We start from the raw sequence: 14,084 nt of genomic DNA, 5'->3' as shown, positions 1-14,084 counted from the left end.
ATACGATCACCCGTTCCTAGGAATATTTGTTCTATTACTAGATTAATAGGAACGAGCGTTCGTGTCAAGTCTTTTTAGAACTTATGTTTGCGTTCGTATGTTCGATATGATAAGATTTTGATAGGAAATATGTAGAAAGCAGGTGATTTAGATGTCAAAACTATCAACTAGACAAGAAGAAATCTTAGATTTTATTAAAGACGAAGTAAAGAAAAAAGGATATCCACCATCCGTACGTGAAATTGGCGAAGCCGTCGGTCTTGCTTCCAGTTCAACGGTTCACGGCCATCTTGCCCGCCTTGAAAAAAAAGGATACATACGTCGTGATCCTACGAAACCGCGAGCAATTGAAGTACTTACGCTTGAGTTGAGCTTAAATCAAGACTCATTTACAAAAACCGATACGGCACGCTTTATTCCGATTATTGGTAAAGTAACGGCTGGGGTACCAATTACTGCCGTTGAAAACGTCGAAGACTACTTGCCACTTCCTGAGCATTTAGCCGGGGCGGACAATACGTATGCGCTTGTTATCCAAGGTGAGAGTATGATTGAAGCTGGTATCTTCGACGGCGATCAAGTGATTGTACGTCAACAACAGACCGCAAACAACGGGGATATAATTGTTGCAATGACTGAAGATAATGAAGCAACAGTTAAGCGTTTTTTCAAAGAGAAAAACTACATTCGCTTACAGCCTGAAAATTCATCAATGGAACCTATTATTCTCGAAAACTGTACGATTCTTGGTAAAGTCGTTGGTGTATTCCGCACGATTCATTAATTCATAGAAAAACCCTCTATTACACGATGTAATAGAGGGTTTTTCAGTTTACGCACTATTTTCTTCTTGCCTGCTCTCCCTACCTGCATTTAACACGAGCTTAAGTGCAACTGCTGTCAGTAAAAGCAACACACCTGAACCAATAAACACGTAGGAAATGCCAAAGCTTGCCGCAACCATTCCTCCCGTCACCGGCCCAAGCACATTACCTAGGAAACGAAAGCTTTGATTGTAGCCAAGCACCTCTCCCTGCATTGATACCGGGCATGACAACCGTATAAATGCCGTTGTACAGGGAATTAAGCCGCCGACGGCTAGACCAAAAAGAAACCGCAAGCTAATTAACTGCCAAAGTGAATCCACAAAGCCTTGTGGGATAAATAAAATTCCCGATAAGATCAGTAAAATAAGCATGACTTTTTCATGACCAATTTTGTCACCAAGCTGTCCCCAACGCCGCGTTGATAGAAGATTACCTAAACCAGTTATTGAAAAGGCAACACCAGCTAGAAAGGCCATGTTCTCTGGAGAGTTCGTTAAGTCATCAACGAACAGAGCTAGCAGGGGCTGCACGCTAAACAACGCCATTTGAATGATTAAAGCCACAATCATAACCATAATAAGCATCGGGCTCTTCACAATATGCTGCACTACTTCTTTTGAACGATAATGCTTTTTCTTTTCACCTTTTTCCTCGTAAAGCACTTCTTTTACACCGAAGACAACAAGCAGAGCAGCCACACATAGAATCGCTGATGTTAAAATAAACGTCAGTTCCATGCCAACTCCGTCCGCAATAAGCCCTCCAAACAAGGGGCCAAGTAATCCCCCAGATACCGTTCCTGTCTGTAACGTCCCAAGTGTTTCACCAGCTGTACGCTTACTGCTTTGCGCGGCAATTAGCGCCATTGAAGCAGGAATAAACCCTGTCGCTAACCCCATAAACAACCGCAAAACAAAAAGGGCTTCGACCGAGTTCACATAGCCCATTAAAAATACAGAAATGGCAATCCCAAATCCCGTACCAATTAATACTTTCTTCCGCCCAAAACGATCGCCAATCTTCCCCCAAATGGGAGATACAAAAAAGGCAACTAAAAAAGAAATCCCGAAGACAAAGCCAGCCCACCGCTGCACTTCTTCATCTGAATACTGTCCAAGTGAGTCTATATACAATGACAGAAAAGGGATAACCATTGTCATACTTGCGCCAACAAAGAAGTTGGCAAACCACATGATGATTAAATTTCGTTTTTCCGGTTGTATGTCCATCACCTTCGTTTGTACTTAATCGAACTTTTTTATTTCGCAAGTCTAAATATATGGCAAAAAAGCGTATCAGTCAAACCTGCTCTTCCTTGATAATGTAAGAAAAAAGCATAAAAGAGCGTTATATTCTAACGATTCATGCTTTTTTCACACTCCTTGAAAATGTGCATAGTCTATATCATTAGGAGGGGTTTCTATGGACTCAGAGGATGGCTGGACGTTGTTAATCACAATCTTAGTATTGTTTATTCTGCTCGTCATCGTTGGAATTATCTTATTTTATTTGTAGCTAAACAATGAAATCGGCTGATACTGTATCGGCTCTAAGTTCGTCACGGATATGCCGAGCAGCCGCACTTCTCGCTCAATTTGACCATATTCATTCCATAACTCGGTTGCTGCGGTAAAGAGCTCATCGCTTTTTTGTACATAGGTGGGCAAACTGATTCGTCTCGTAAGCGTATCAAACGAGCGATAGCGGATTTTTAACACAATCGTTTTCCCCTGCTTCTCTACCCGTTCAAGCGCTGCTCCCACTTCCCCCGCAAGCCGCTTTAATTGAACCTGAACGTCGTCTTCAGAACGAAGCACGTTCCCATACGTGTGCTCTTTGCCAACCGATTTTCGTTCTCGGTCAATTGTTAATGGCTTATTGTCAATCCCCCTCGCCTTTCGGTATAAAGACAAGCCCATTTTTCCAAAATGATGAATCAAATCGAGCTGCTCCATCTGAAGGAGGTCCCCGCCTGTATAAATTTGAAGTTGATGCATTCTTTCGGCTGTTTTTGGTCCGACACCTGGGATTTTTTCAATGGGTAGATCCTTTAAAAAATCAAGCGCTTTTTCCGGTGTAATAACCGTTATCCCCGCCGGCTTTTTCATATCGGATGCAATCTTAGCTAAATATTTGTTATAGGATACCCCAGCGGAGCTCGTTAACTGCGTCTCCTTCCAAATATCTCGTTGAATGCTGCGGGCGAGCTTAATCGCACTCGTTTCCTGTTTATGATTGCTCGTGACGTCTAAGTAGGCTTCATCAATCGACATCGGCTCCACAAGATCCGTATAGCGATGCATAATCTCACGTATTTGACTAGAAGCATCCCGATATGCCTGATAATTGCCTTGAACAAATATACCGTCAGGACATCTTTTTAAAGCTTCATAGGCACTCATTGCCGAGTGGACGCCGAACTTACGCGCTTCGTAGTTAGCGGTCGAAACAATTCCCTTGCCGCCCGTTTTACGCGGATCTTTCGCAATAATCACCGGTTTGCCAACAAGCGCAGGGTTGTTGCGCTCTTCCACCGCTGAAAAAAAAGCATCCATATCAATATGAATGATTTTTCGAGTTGTATCACGATAAGGTTCAGGTAACTGAATGCCGTCAAAAGATCCCATGGTTGAAATCCCTCTCTGTTCGTTTAGTCTTTTCATTATAGCGAACGTTTGATCGGTAGTCAAATGTAAAGAACTGTTTTATCCTTGAATAAAGCGCTTCACTTGCTCACTCTTTTAACGATGGAGGTGGAAGGATGAAAAAGAACGTGCTTATCTTTTTGGCAGGCATGCTAACATACTTTGTTGTGTCGACGATTATTTACATCATCTGGTTCAGCTAAACAACAATTAACGCAAAAAAAAAAAGCGTTGCGTAATCTACCTCTTTACACAACACGATTTTAATCTATTTCTATTATGAAACATTCAGCGCTCATTCTTCTTCATTCGGTCTTTTTCCAACCAAAAACAATTCTAGCAACATGATTAAGAACGCCAGACTAACGCCGTACATAAAATTGCTGAACCAATTAATTGGCTGGTCTTGAATCACGTCCCATAACGTAAACAAACCGGGTATGAGAAAAACCAAAACGGTGTACATGATTATAAAGCGCTTCGTAAACATGATGATGAAACCTCCTGCGAGTACAACTCTTCTCTGTGATGTATTCAAACTAAAAATGACTAAGGATGACGAACCGTACGCAACGTATTAGCGTCTACCTTTTGAAAAATAACGAATGCCAGCAATTAAAAAGTAGACAAGAAGAAACCCAAATCCGCCGATAAGAACAAGCGTAATGAGTTGATAAAGCATCGTGCCATAGTCAATCACTTCAAACATCATTATCTCTCCCTTTTTCTTTAGTATAAAGGGGATTTGACTAGTTGGCTAGGTTATTAGAGATCACGAACTCTTAATAATGGTAAAAAAGTATGTTTTTTGCAAGGCAAACTTTATCTTTACATTATAAAGTAAGTTTCTAACTCCATTATCTATTTTCCATGGACAACACTCTTTCAACGACATAAATCAAAGGCACAACAACAACACTAAAAATAATATGTTCAGACCAATTTATCTCTTTCCCATTAATCACGTCCCAGAAGGCGAGAATGAAAGGAATAATGCTTATTAGGATTAAATAAAAGATTGTTTTTTGTATTTTAGACACGAGCAACACCTTTAAAATATGACTTTATGATTTCTGAAAAAGTATAGATGAGAAACAGAAATTAGAGCGAGGCATTATTTAGAATGTTAAAAATTATATTCACAAACAAGCTTAAGCCACAAATGGAACTGTTTTTATTTACATTGTTATTATCTAATAAAATTGTTTTTATCTTACCAAACAACCCCCCAGCATCTCAACGCTGAGGGGTTTAATTAATTCTTAATAATTCTGCAAGAACTGCTCTCTTTCCCACGGGTGGACTTGCGTGCGGAACAAAACTCCGCTTAGTATATCATAATATAGCATGCAGAAAACCCTTATTTTTAAGGGTTTTCATTTTTTTACTTTAATATATATAGTTATATCTTTTTGAACTTATGGGACACCTTTGGGGACAACGAAAGCAGAAAAGAAAAGAGGCTACGTGTGGGCGTAGCCTCTAATCGGAAGTTGTGTGTAACGGAAACGGACTTTCACGTCAGCACAGTAGTATTTTGCTCCAGTAAAACCAATTTTATTCATATTGACTAACACTAATTATCTTGCTATTCTCAACTTATCTGTTGACCCCCAATTAACAGATGTTCCGAATATGACCATTCGGATTTTACATTTCCCTTTACCCCGTGTTCTTAACGGGGCCTTTTTATGCACAAGAAAAGAGGCTACTCATCATGAGCAACCTCTCCATTCGGAAGTAGTGTAAACGGAGGCCTACACTTTATTAGCGTTTCCTTAGCTAGATATTTTAATACTTTTGTTGACTAAAGTCATAATAATTGATACTTTGATCAAGTCTTTAAATCTAATTTGAGGACACTTCCAAACATCTTAGTGGAAGCACGTCAATTGTACCCTGCCTGTTTGGCGGGGTATTATTATGTACCCCCTCGCACTGAGGGGATTTAAGGAGTACTTCTTATAAGATAGGTGAGCTGCGATAAATTTATTATATGAATTGTACGCGAATATGTTCTAAGTAGTTACTCTAATACCACATCTTTAACAATAGAAAATCTATACCTCTCGTCTTCAGTTCCATACCTAGCTTGTACTGTAAAAATAGCAATTCCTTCATATGGTATGCCTACATGATTTACAGACTCTATTTCATATTTAAATGTAACGTCATAAAGTGTATTTCCGTGGTCCAAAAAAATGGTATCACTTGTATGCTCAGTTATCTCCAAATCAAGCGCCTCAGCTTTTCTTAACAAGTCCTGAACGAGTTCTTCGTAAGTTGAGTATGATGCACCAATCTGCCCATTCTCAAATTCTTCTCTCGAATATTTTCTTATATCACTAAATCCATCACTTACTTCAAGTAATTCAATTAACTCATAACTAGATACCTCAGCGACTTCTTGCTGCACCTCATGATCCACATCTAAGTTATAGACATCACGTTCACCATATTCGAAAAACTGTTCTAATGTTTTCTGCGCATTTCCTTCAATTGTTCGTACACATCCAGAGAGAATACACAAAATAAGTAAACTAACAATTAACCGCTTCATCGCCTCACCTCTTATTAACATTATGTTAATAGTACAACACAATCAACTTATGTAATAAAGGGATTCAAATAAATTAGACCTCTACTCCATTGAGTAAAGGTCTGTTGCGCGTGCCTATCCCAGAGGATCGCAGTAGCGTCGCGCGCGAACGCGCCCTACATGTTACTTAGTGAGTATATCATACAATTTTATATAAGGATTAGTTTATCTGAAGATGATGAATGGATAGTGAGCAGCAGAGTGTAAGCGAGGGCGTTGCGGATGGGGTTCATGGCAGGCCAACTACTTTATGTATTGTTAGAGCTATATAAGAATTGTTCTTCCGCTATAAACTTTTTTTATTACATTACAAATAAATATAAATTATACTTTAATTATTAAATATAGATAATGGAGATTATTAATGAATGAATTACCAATAATTAGATCAGGGTTCGTAGATTATTACTCTTGTTTCCGGTTATTTGATAGCAACGAAATAAAAGATTATCATTTCGATTTTAATGGTCTTAGAGAATATTTAACAAAGTTTTCACTTATAATGAACACCCATACTATGAATGACAATCAAATGAGTTATAAGTTAAAGGACAATTTGAGTAAATTAATTGTTGATATTGGCGATGAAAAATTAATAGTCCAATTACCATACTTGGAAAAAATTCATTATAGTATGGATTTATTGGTTCGGGTCTCAAATGACGAATTCTCCCTTACAAACTCTAATTGGACTGATCTAAAGTTTAAGGTTGCTTTAATTCCTTTTATGTATCAACCTGTTGATAGTGACAATAAAGAATTTGCAACTGTTATATTAAGTGTATTTAAAAGCGGGTTAGCAATTTTACATACCTCCCACAAAATAATTAATGAAAACGTTGATGAGCTATCACTAAACGCTGGTTATTCATTATATGATAAAGTCCAATTACCAGGGGTACTATTATCCGACAGTAAGAAGACTTTTAAAAAATTTGGGATTAATCCCAAAAACATTATTGATATTAGCGACAAATATATCGATTATTTAAAGAGTAAGTTCTCGAATAAGAATTACACCGTAAAAAGATTAGTTCAATATCATCTTATGGATTATGCGTTCAGACCGAAAGAGATGGATTCTTATAGTAGTAACCATAATTTCTTACATCTACTACATAAACTACTCTACTCGCCAGTCGATAAATATAACGGATTGACAGATAAACAGGTAAAACACAAAATACCGCAACACCATTATGAAATATCACGGCATTCCTCGTATTTTGTAAGTGATGGATACAAACTAGTTATCGCACATTCAAAAAGCGCTTCCTCTATTGTTTCTAAATCAATAGAAGAAAACTCAAGTGCCTTATACTTTGCTGGATTATCAGGAAGTTTAGTTCAGGTTGAACACTTACTTATAAAAGATTATGCAAACGGAGAGTTTTTAATAAATAGTATAAATACTAACATGAGTATAACAGATCTTCTTTTAGCAAAAACAAGGCTAATGGATACCTTGAGTATTGTGCAGAGTAGAATTGATTCTGGTTTTAGTTCAATGAACAAATTACATCTATTTATGGAACAAAGAATGATGCTGATAAGTCAAGAAGATATTGTGAAACAACGAACCGAGAACATTGAAGAAATAATACATCTAAAAGAACAGAGTTCAAATACCTTAAAAACAACTGCAGTTGCTATTTTTTCTTTAATACTTACAGCGTTTTTATCGCCTAGCGCAATCAAAGACCTGTTAGAAATGTTTGGGTTCGATCAATCTTTTATTCTTCCCACTTGGTTATTCTTAATGGTGGTAAATGTTCTTATTATTATTTTATTATTCACCGGTAAACTCAAAAAAATTTTCAAAAAAAACATTAAAAAGCCCTGATTTAAGGGCTTTTCTAATTCTATTCGGAAAGAATATTAAGCAGTCGGCTGTTTTGCGTTGCCGTACCTCGATAGTTTTTAATAACCATGCTGTGCAGCCAAACGAGCACGATTGGTGTAAGAGCTGTCCAATTTAGCTCTATTCATCCAGTTAACAATACCTTCTCCTGCTCGTACAGCAGGCTTAGATGGAGCGCTAGTTGATCCACCACCACGCAAGATATTAAGCAAGCGCGTGTTTTGTGTCGCTGTGCCTGAGTAATTGCTAGTGCCGTGCTGTTGAGCTAAACGAGCTCGGTTGCTGAAGCTTGAATTAACTCCAACGCTATCAAGGTATACAACAATGCTGCCAGTTGTTTGATTGCCTTTTGGTTTAGCTTGTGCTGGTGCAGGTTTACTATTAGAGGAGCGCTCGAGTTCATTGACTCTACGTTGAACTGCGGCTGCATCATAACCCGCTGCTTTTAAGTCTGCTTCACGTTGAGGATTGTTCCCCCACGCACCTTTTCTAACTTCTTCAGCGACTTGATCGATGCTTTTACCTGTCGATGGCTTAGATGGTCTTTTCTCGATGATCTCACCACCAACAGCACCGTTAGTGATTCTTGCTCTTACAAGGTTCATGTTAATGCCAGGGCAAGCAGTAGAAGCGTTTGGCATTTCTCTATGCCCTTTTACATTATCTGCTTTGATGTTAAGGCGTTGCATATTGTAAGCTACGCGTTCATCCCACGCCTTTTCTTGCGCTTCGGTAAATGATCCATTACCCACCAAACAAATATGATACGTATAGTTGTTAGCTCCACCTACGCCGTTTGTAATCTCGTTCGGATCGTAGCAAAGTTCAACGGTACCGTCTCTCCAAATAATCTCATGATAACCACCAGTACCCCAACCATTCGTACCGTTCCAATATCGCCAAAAACTATCGAAATTTCCGTCTGTAGTTGCTGAATGGTGACGTACAATAGTTGTAACCCGATATCAATCTTGTCCCATTTGTTCTTTGTGTTCTATTACGAATATCAATAAGCTTCTTCAAACTACTCATCTCCCTTTTCATCTTCTAGTGGTCCTTGCCGATCAAACCCTCTAAGCTTTTTCTGTATGACTGGGGGAACTTTTAGACCTAGCTTTGCTGCATTTTCTGTAATAAATAGAATCTCATTGGCCATATAAAAAAGGACAGTAGCAGTTGCTACCATCCCATTTAAATCAAGAATCCTATCCACGATGTTTGCTACGATGATAATGCCGAATACGGCAATCTTACGTGCATACCCAAACATGGCGTTTCGACTACGTAAATCCTTATCTTTCCAAGCTTTTAAAACACCTGTTATTACATCAACAAACATCAGCACAATAAGCAGATCTAGCCACTTCACGTTTCAAACAGATACATCCTTGCTACTTCCAATGTTTCTATATTAAAAAATAAAATATTTCCCATATATACACGACCTTTTAATTTCCATCAACAATTGTATAGATTTGTTTACCGATTGATGCAATCAAACTAGCAATTAGAAGACTACAAGCAAGTAGATACAGCCTGTGAATTAAAAATCCATGTTCATAAATTAGTTCAAAAGGTATCAATGAAACAAACAAACCTATCAAACTAAAAAGTATTATCACCATAGACTCCTTAATAATAGAAAACTTCTTTTTAATATCTTTTAATGCAATCATAATTGCACCAATCCCAATTACTGTCGTGATATTTATTTGAACAACTAATTGAATTGCCCCTCGCAAGTGTTGCTTTTCTATCATACATGAAGCCACAACACCTAAAACCACAACCATTAACGCCAATACACCTAAAAGTTGTTTACTTTGTAGAACCTTATCAAAGAAATTCACATTTATCCCCCCCACTAAATGCTATCGACAATTTCAAAATAATTTAAAGTTAAAGATGGTATTTATTCCCCTTTTCTGTACTTATGATTGAGTCAGGTGTAAAGATGCTCTATATTCAAGAGGCATTGGGTCATGAGTCTATAAAAATCACTTCAGACGTTTACAGCCACGTTAGTAAGAGAATTGAAACTAAGTCCCTCGAAAGCTTCGAAAAATACACCGAAAAAATTTTAATTGGGGACACTTTGGGGACACGAACTCAAAACTAACCCTCAACATGTATTTTGTCCCCAAAACAAAAAACCCTCAACACCAACAGTGTCAAGGGCTACCTCATTTAATAATTCTGCAAGAACTGCTCTCTTTCCCACGGGTGGACTTGCGTACGGAACATATCCCATTCGATTTCTTTTGCTTCAAGGAAGTGTTCGATCGCGTGCTCGCCAAGGGCTTTAACAAGAACGTCATCTTGTATAAGTTTATCAAGCGCATCTCGTAATGAAGCCGGCAGGTCTTTAATGCCTTCTTCAATCCGCTCTTCTTTGCTCATGACGTAGATGTTGCGATCCGTTGCTTCTGGTGGCGTGAGCTTGCGCTTAATGCCGTCAAGACCGGATGCAAGCATAGCAGCCATCGCTAAGTACGGGTTCGCAGATGGGTCTGGGCTTCTTACTTCGACACGTGTTGAAATTCCACGTGAAGACGGGATGCGGATTAATGGTGAACGATTGCGCATTGACCATGCGATATACACCGGCGCTTCATAACCTGGCACTAGGCGCTTGTATGAATTAACGATTGGGTTTGTAATCGCCGTGAAGCCTTCAGCGTGATCAAGAATACCGCTTAGGAACTGCATCGCCGTTTTGCTTAATTGGCTTTCTGTTTTCTCATCATAGAACACGTTGCCGTCTTTGTTAAAGAGCGACATGTTCAAGTGCATGCCTGATCCGTTCACGCCGAACAATGGCTTTGGCATAAAGGTTGCGTGCAAACCATGCTTACGGGCAATCGTTTTTACAACGAGTTTAAACGTTTGGATGTTGTCACATGTTGTGATGGCATCTGCATATTTAAAGTCAATCTCGTGCTGGCCTGGTGCTACTTCGTGGTGTGACGCTTCAATTTCAAAGCCCATGTCTTCAAGTTCAAGCACGATGTCACGACGGCAGTTTTCACCAAGATCGGTAGGCGCTAAGTCAAAGTAGCCGCCTCGATCATTCAGTTCAAGCGTTGGCTCGCCACGCTCATCATTTTTAAACAAGAAAAACTCTGGCTCTGGTCCGATGTTAAAGTCGGTGAAACCAAGCTCTTCTGCCTGCTTTAACACACGCTTTAAAATACCGCGAGGATCTCCGTCAAATGGTGTTGGCTCCTCACCTGGCTTACCTGGCTGGTAAATGTCACAAATTAAGCGCGCGACTTTCCCTTTTTCAGGTGTCCACGGGAATACCACCCATGTATTTAAATCCGGGTAAAGGTACATATCTGATTCTTCGATGCGAACGAATCCTTCAATCGAAGATCCGTCAAACATCATTTTGTTATCAAGCGCTTTTGAAAGCTGATCTACTGGGATTTCAACGTTCTTAATCGTTCCGAGCAAATCTGTGAATTGTAACCGAATAAAACGAACATTATCTTCTTGCGAAATGCGTACAATGTCTTCTTTTGTAAAACTAGCCATAATTTCGTTTGCTCCTCTCACTTCTCTTAATATGTAGAAAGGGAAAATCCCTATTCTCAAACTCCTACTCCGTTTTATCGTACTAAAGGAATACTAAATCAGTCAACTGTCTACTTTATTCTGCTTCCCGCTTCGAGTCGTTTATAAACGTTTTTTCTACAGCTTTTGTCACAGCTAGCTTAATATGCTCATACGTTAGCCCACCTTGAACATAAGCGGCGTATGGCGGTCGCAAGGGACCATCAGCCGTAAGCTCAATGCTTGCGCCTTGGACAAATGTTCCTGCTGCCATAATCACGTCATCAGCATACCCCGGCATATAGCTTGGTGTCGGCGTGACGTGGGCATTAATCGGTGAAGCATGCTGAATCGCTTGACAGAATGCCACCATCTGCTCTGCTGACTGGAAGTGAACTGCTTGAATTAAATCCGTTCGCTTGTCCGTTGAAGCGGGTTCTGTCTTCATCCCGACTTCCTCAAGCAGTGATGCGGTATAATAAGCACCTTTCACACTCTGGGCAACGACATGAGGCGCGAGGAAGAAGCCTTGATACATATCAAGCAGTGTGTATAAGCTTGCGCCACCTTCTGCGCCAATCCCTGGTGCAGCTAGACGGTAAGAAGCGAGCTCAATTAAGTCTTCTCGCCCGACTAAGTATCCACCTGTTTTGGCAATGCCGCCGCCAGGGTTTTTAATGAGCGAGCCGGCAATTAAATCAGCGCCGACATGACACGGTTCTGCGGTTTCCACAAATTCCCCATAGCAATTGTCGACAAATACAACAACGTCGGACTTAATTGATTTTACGTAAGCAATGATGTCTTTTATTTCCGCTATAAAGAAGGATGGGCGGTCGCCGTATCCTTTTGAACGCTGAATCCCAATCATTTTTGTGTTTGGGCCAATTGCTTGCTTTATCGCTTCTTTATTAAAGCTTCCTTCGTGCAAGTCAACTTTTTGATAAGTGATTTGGAAGTCTTGTAGAGAGCCTTTCTTGTTGCCACGAATGCCGACGATTTCTTCCAGCGTATCGTAGGGTGTTCCTGTTATGTATAACAGCTCGTCGCCTGGACGTAACACGCCGAATAAGGCAACGGCAATTGCATGTGTACCCGACACAATTTGGTTGCGTACAAGCGCAGCTTCTCCACCAAATACATCGGCATAAATTCGTTCCAATGTATCGCGACCTGCATCATCGTAGCCGTAGCCAGTCGAGGGAGTAAAGTGAAAATCTGCTACTTGGTGCTTGGCGTAGCTGTCAAGCACCCGCGCCTGATTAATGAGGGCGATTTCATCCGTTGCTTCATGCTGTTGTTTAATTTTTTCTTCGGCATGCTTTACTAAGTCACGCATTTTTTCTGAAAATAAAATGTGGTTCACTTCTCGTCTCTCCTATATGTTCAATCTTTCACTAGCTTATCATGCAGCGCTGTGGAAGTGAAATAGGTAAGCTCATTCTCCTGAGCTTACCGCTGTTGTTTAAATTGAAAGTCTTCTTTCTTAAGCACCTCAAGTGCCGTTCTCGAGAAGACATTTTGTTGGAGCACTCGAACAGCCTGCATACGAATCGCTTCTTCAACAAGATTGCGAATGTAGCGTCCATTGCTGAACGTGCTTGCTTCTTCGCTGAGCATTTTGCGCACTTGGATTTTGCACGCTGCGATTGCCTCGCTGTCAATTACATAATCTCGTTCCTTTGCCATGCCAATTAACATCTCGACAAGTTCATCAACCGTATAGTTTGGGAAAGTGACTGAGATTGGAAAGCGCGAAGGTAAGCCGGGGTTGAGTGAGAGAAAGAAGTCCATTTCTTTTGAATAGCCAGCGAGAATGAGCACGAATTCATTGGCGTTGTTTTCCATTCCCCGCACGAGCGTGTCAATTGCTTCTTTGCCAAAATCTTTCTCCCCGCCCCGTGATAACGAGTACGCCTCATCAATGAACAACACACCACCTTGTGCTTGTTTTAGCACCTCTCTCGTCTTCTGCGCCGTATGTCCAATGTATTCCCCTACTAAATCCGCCCGCTCCATTTCGAGAAAATGACCTTTTGAGAGAACCTTCATTTCGTGTAAAAAGGAAGCAATAATCCGAGCAACCGTTGTCTTACCCGTACCAGGGTTCCCAGAGAAGATCATGTGCAACACTTGCTTCGGCGCTCGTAGACCGTATTCTTTTCGTTTCTCATTAATGTAAATCCACGCATAAATTTCTTTAATCAAAGCTTTAATTTCTTCTAGACCAATATAGGCGGATAGCTTTCGTTCAAATCGTACTAATATCTCATGCTTTTCTTGTTCCTCCACAGATACAAACCAATCCGTATTGGCGTGTTTGACTGGCATTTTATTTAAAACCACATTAATACGCGCATTATTTTTAGTGTTTTGCGGATTCGTCATCGATGACATCCCCCTTTTAAGACCGCGATAACACTTCCCTCTCCTACTCTACGCATCCGCCCAACTAAACGTGACAATCACCCAGATTTCTCTCTCCTCTATCTTATCTTATTGAATAAAAAGCCATGCCATGCCATTGTTTTCGCTTCGCGCACGGAATAGAGGACGTGACCTTTTCTCATTCGTTTGCTACTATTTAGTTAGAAGGG

General features: G+C 40.1%; 12 protein-coding genes and 1 pseudogene. 2 read left to right on the top strand and 11 right to left on the bottom strand.

What is annotated here, in order from left to right; genetic code table 11:
- Positions 1-151 precede the first annotated feature (151 nt).
- Entirely contained in the window at positions 152-784 is a 633-nt protein-coding gene (lexA, locus tag JOC54_RS04715) for a transcriptional repressor LexA (protein ID WP_204464794.1), read from the top strand.
- A 48-nt stretch (positions 785-832) separates the two neighbouring features.
- Here lexA and JOC54_RS04710 read toward each other — a convergent pair whose 3' ends face one another.
- From JOC54_RS04710 to JOC54_RS04695, 5 genes are all read right to left on the bottom strand, one after another.
- Positions 833-2,050 carry an MFS transporter gene (locus JOC54_RS04710; protein ID WP_367617765.1) on the bottom strand — a complete coding sequence of 406 codons (1,218 nt, stop codon included), beginning with the start codon at positions 2,048-2,050 and terminating at the stop codon, positions 833-835.
- Positions 2,051-2,332: 282 nt separating this feature from the next.
- A complete protein-coding gene (gene dinB, locus JOC54_RS04705) occupies positions 2,333-3,454 on the bottom strand; it encodes a DNA polymerase IV (protein WP_204464792.1) in 1,122 nt (373 codons plus the stop codon).
- A 313-nt stretch (positions 3,455-3,767) separates the two neighbouring features.
- Positions 3,768-3,962 (bottom strand): hypothetical protein, encoded by a 195-nt coding sequence (locus tag JOC54_RS04700; RefSeq protein WP_035422445.1) that lies wholly within the window; start codon positions 3,960-3,962, stop codon positions 3,768-3,770.
- Between the two features lie 87 nt (positions 3,963-4,049).
- Entirely contained in the window at positions 4,050-4,181 is a 132-nt protein-coding gene (locus JOC54_RS23130) for a hypothetical protein (protein WP_275582679.1), read from the bottom strand.
- A gap of 1,317 nt (positions 4,182-5,498) precedes the next feature.
- Positions 5,499-6,032 carry a hypothetical protein gene (locus tag JOC54_RS04695; RefSeq protein WP_204464788.1) on the bottom strand — a complete coding sequence of 178 codons (534 nt, stop codon included), beginning with the start codon at positions 6,030-6,032 and terminating at the stop codon, positions 5,499-5,501.
- Between the two features lie 403 nt (positions 6,033-6,435).
- On the opposite strand from JOC54_RS04695, the gene JOC54_RS04690 reads away from it, so the two are divergent.
- On the top strand, positions 6,436-7,914 hold the full coding sequence (locus tag JOC54_RS04690; RefSeq protein WP_204464787.1) for a hypothetical protein: 1,479 nt from the start codon (positions 6,436-6,438) through the stop codon (positions 7,912-7,914).
- A gap of 77 nt (positions 7,915-7,991) precedes the next feature.
- On the opposite strand, the gene JOC54_RS23325 is transcribed toward JOC54_RS04690, so the two are convergent.
- The 6 genes and pseudogenes from JOC54_RS23325 to spoVK all read right to left on the bottom strand — a co-directional run bounded on the left by JOC54_RS23325 (position 7,992) and on the right by spoVK (position 13,875).
- Positions 7,992-8,882, bottom strand: a complete 891-nt coding sequence (locus JOC54_RS23325) for an N-acetylmuramoyl-L-alanine amidase (RefSeq protein ID WP_367617764.1) — start codon at positions 8,880-8,882, stop codon at positions 7,992-7,994.
- 74 nt (positions 8,883-8,956) lie between these two features.
- Positions 8,957-9,366 (bottom strand): annotated as a pseudogene (locus tag JOC54_RS04680) (phage holin family protein).
- Positions 9,367-9,380: 14 nt separating this feature from the next.
- Complete coding sequence (locus JOC54_RS04675) at positions 9,381-9,782, bottom strand: hypothetical protein (RefSeq protein WP_204464785.1); 402 nt, start codon at positions 9,780-9,782, stop codon at positions 9,381-9,383.
- Positions 9,783-10,119: 337 nt separating this feature from the next.
- Positions 10,120-11,469, bottom strand: a complete 1,350-nt coding sequence (gene glnA / locus JOC54_RS04670) for a type I glutamate--ammonia ligase (RefSeq protein WP_035422441.1) — start codon at positions 11,467-11,469, stop codon at positions 10,120-10,122.
- A gap of 115 nt (positions 11,470-11,584) precedes the next feature.
- Complete coding sequence (locus JOC54_RS04665; RefSeq protein ID WP_204464979.1) at positions 11,585-12,826, bottom strand: methionine gamma-lyase family protein; 1,242 nt, start codon at positions 12,824-12,826, stop codon at positions 11,585-11,587.
- 113 nt (positions 12,827-12,939) lie between these two features.
- Positions 12,940-13,875, bottom strand: coding sequence for a stage V sporulation protein K (gene spoVK / locus JOC54_RS04660; RefSeq protein ID WP_204464784.1), 936 nt, complete (start codon positions 13,873-13,875; stop codon positions 12,940-12,942).
- Positions 13,876-14,084: the final 209 nt, after the last annotated feature.

This window comes from Shouchella xiaoxiensis (assembly GCF_016907895.1).
Classification (GTDB): Bacteria; Bacillota; Bacilli; order Bacillales; family Bacillaceae_D; genus Shouchella; species Shouchella xiaoxiensis.
This window is presented reverse-complemented; position numbering and strand designations above follow the sequence as displayed.

Excerpts from the sequence above, each read along its gene's own strand:
- lexA (WP_204464794.1), top strand. The coding sequence starts at position 152 with ATGTCAAAACTATCAACTAGACAAGAAGAAATCTTAGATTTTATTAAA.
- dinB (WP_204464792.1), bottom strand. The coding sequence starts at position 3,454 with ATGGGATCTTTTGACGGCATTCAGTTACCTGAACCTTATCGTGATACA.
- JOC54_RS04700 (WP_035422445.1), bottom strand. The coding sequence starts at position 3,962 with ATGTTTACGAAGCGCTTTATAATCATGTACACCGTTTTGGTTTTTCTC.
- JOC54_RS23130 (WP_275582679.1), bottom strand. The coding sequence starts at position 4,181 with ATGTTTGAAGTGATTGACTATGGCACGATGCTTTATCAACTCATTACG.
- JOC54_RS04695 (WP_204464788.1), bottom strand. The coding sequence starts at position 6,032 with ATGAAGCGGTTAATTGTTAGTTTACTTATTTTGTGTATTCTCTCTGGA.
- JOC54_RS04690 (WP_204464787.1), top strand. The coding sequence starts at position 6,436 with ATGAATGAATTACCAATAATTAGATCAGGGTTCGTAGATTATTACTCT.
- glnA (WP_035422441.1), bottom strand. The coding sequence starts at position 11,469 with ATGGCTAGTTTTACAAAAGAAGACATTGTACGCATTTCGCAAGAAGAT.
- JOC54_RS04665 (WP_204464979.1), bottom strand. The coding sequence starts at position 12,826 with ATGCGTGACTTAGTAAAGCATGCCGAAGAAAAAATTAAACAACAGCAT.
- spoVK (WP_204464784.1), bottom strand. The coding sequence starts at position 13,875 with ATGACGAATCCGCAAAACACTAAAAATAATGCGCGTATTAATGTGGTT.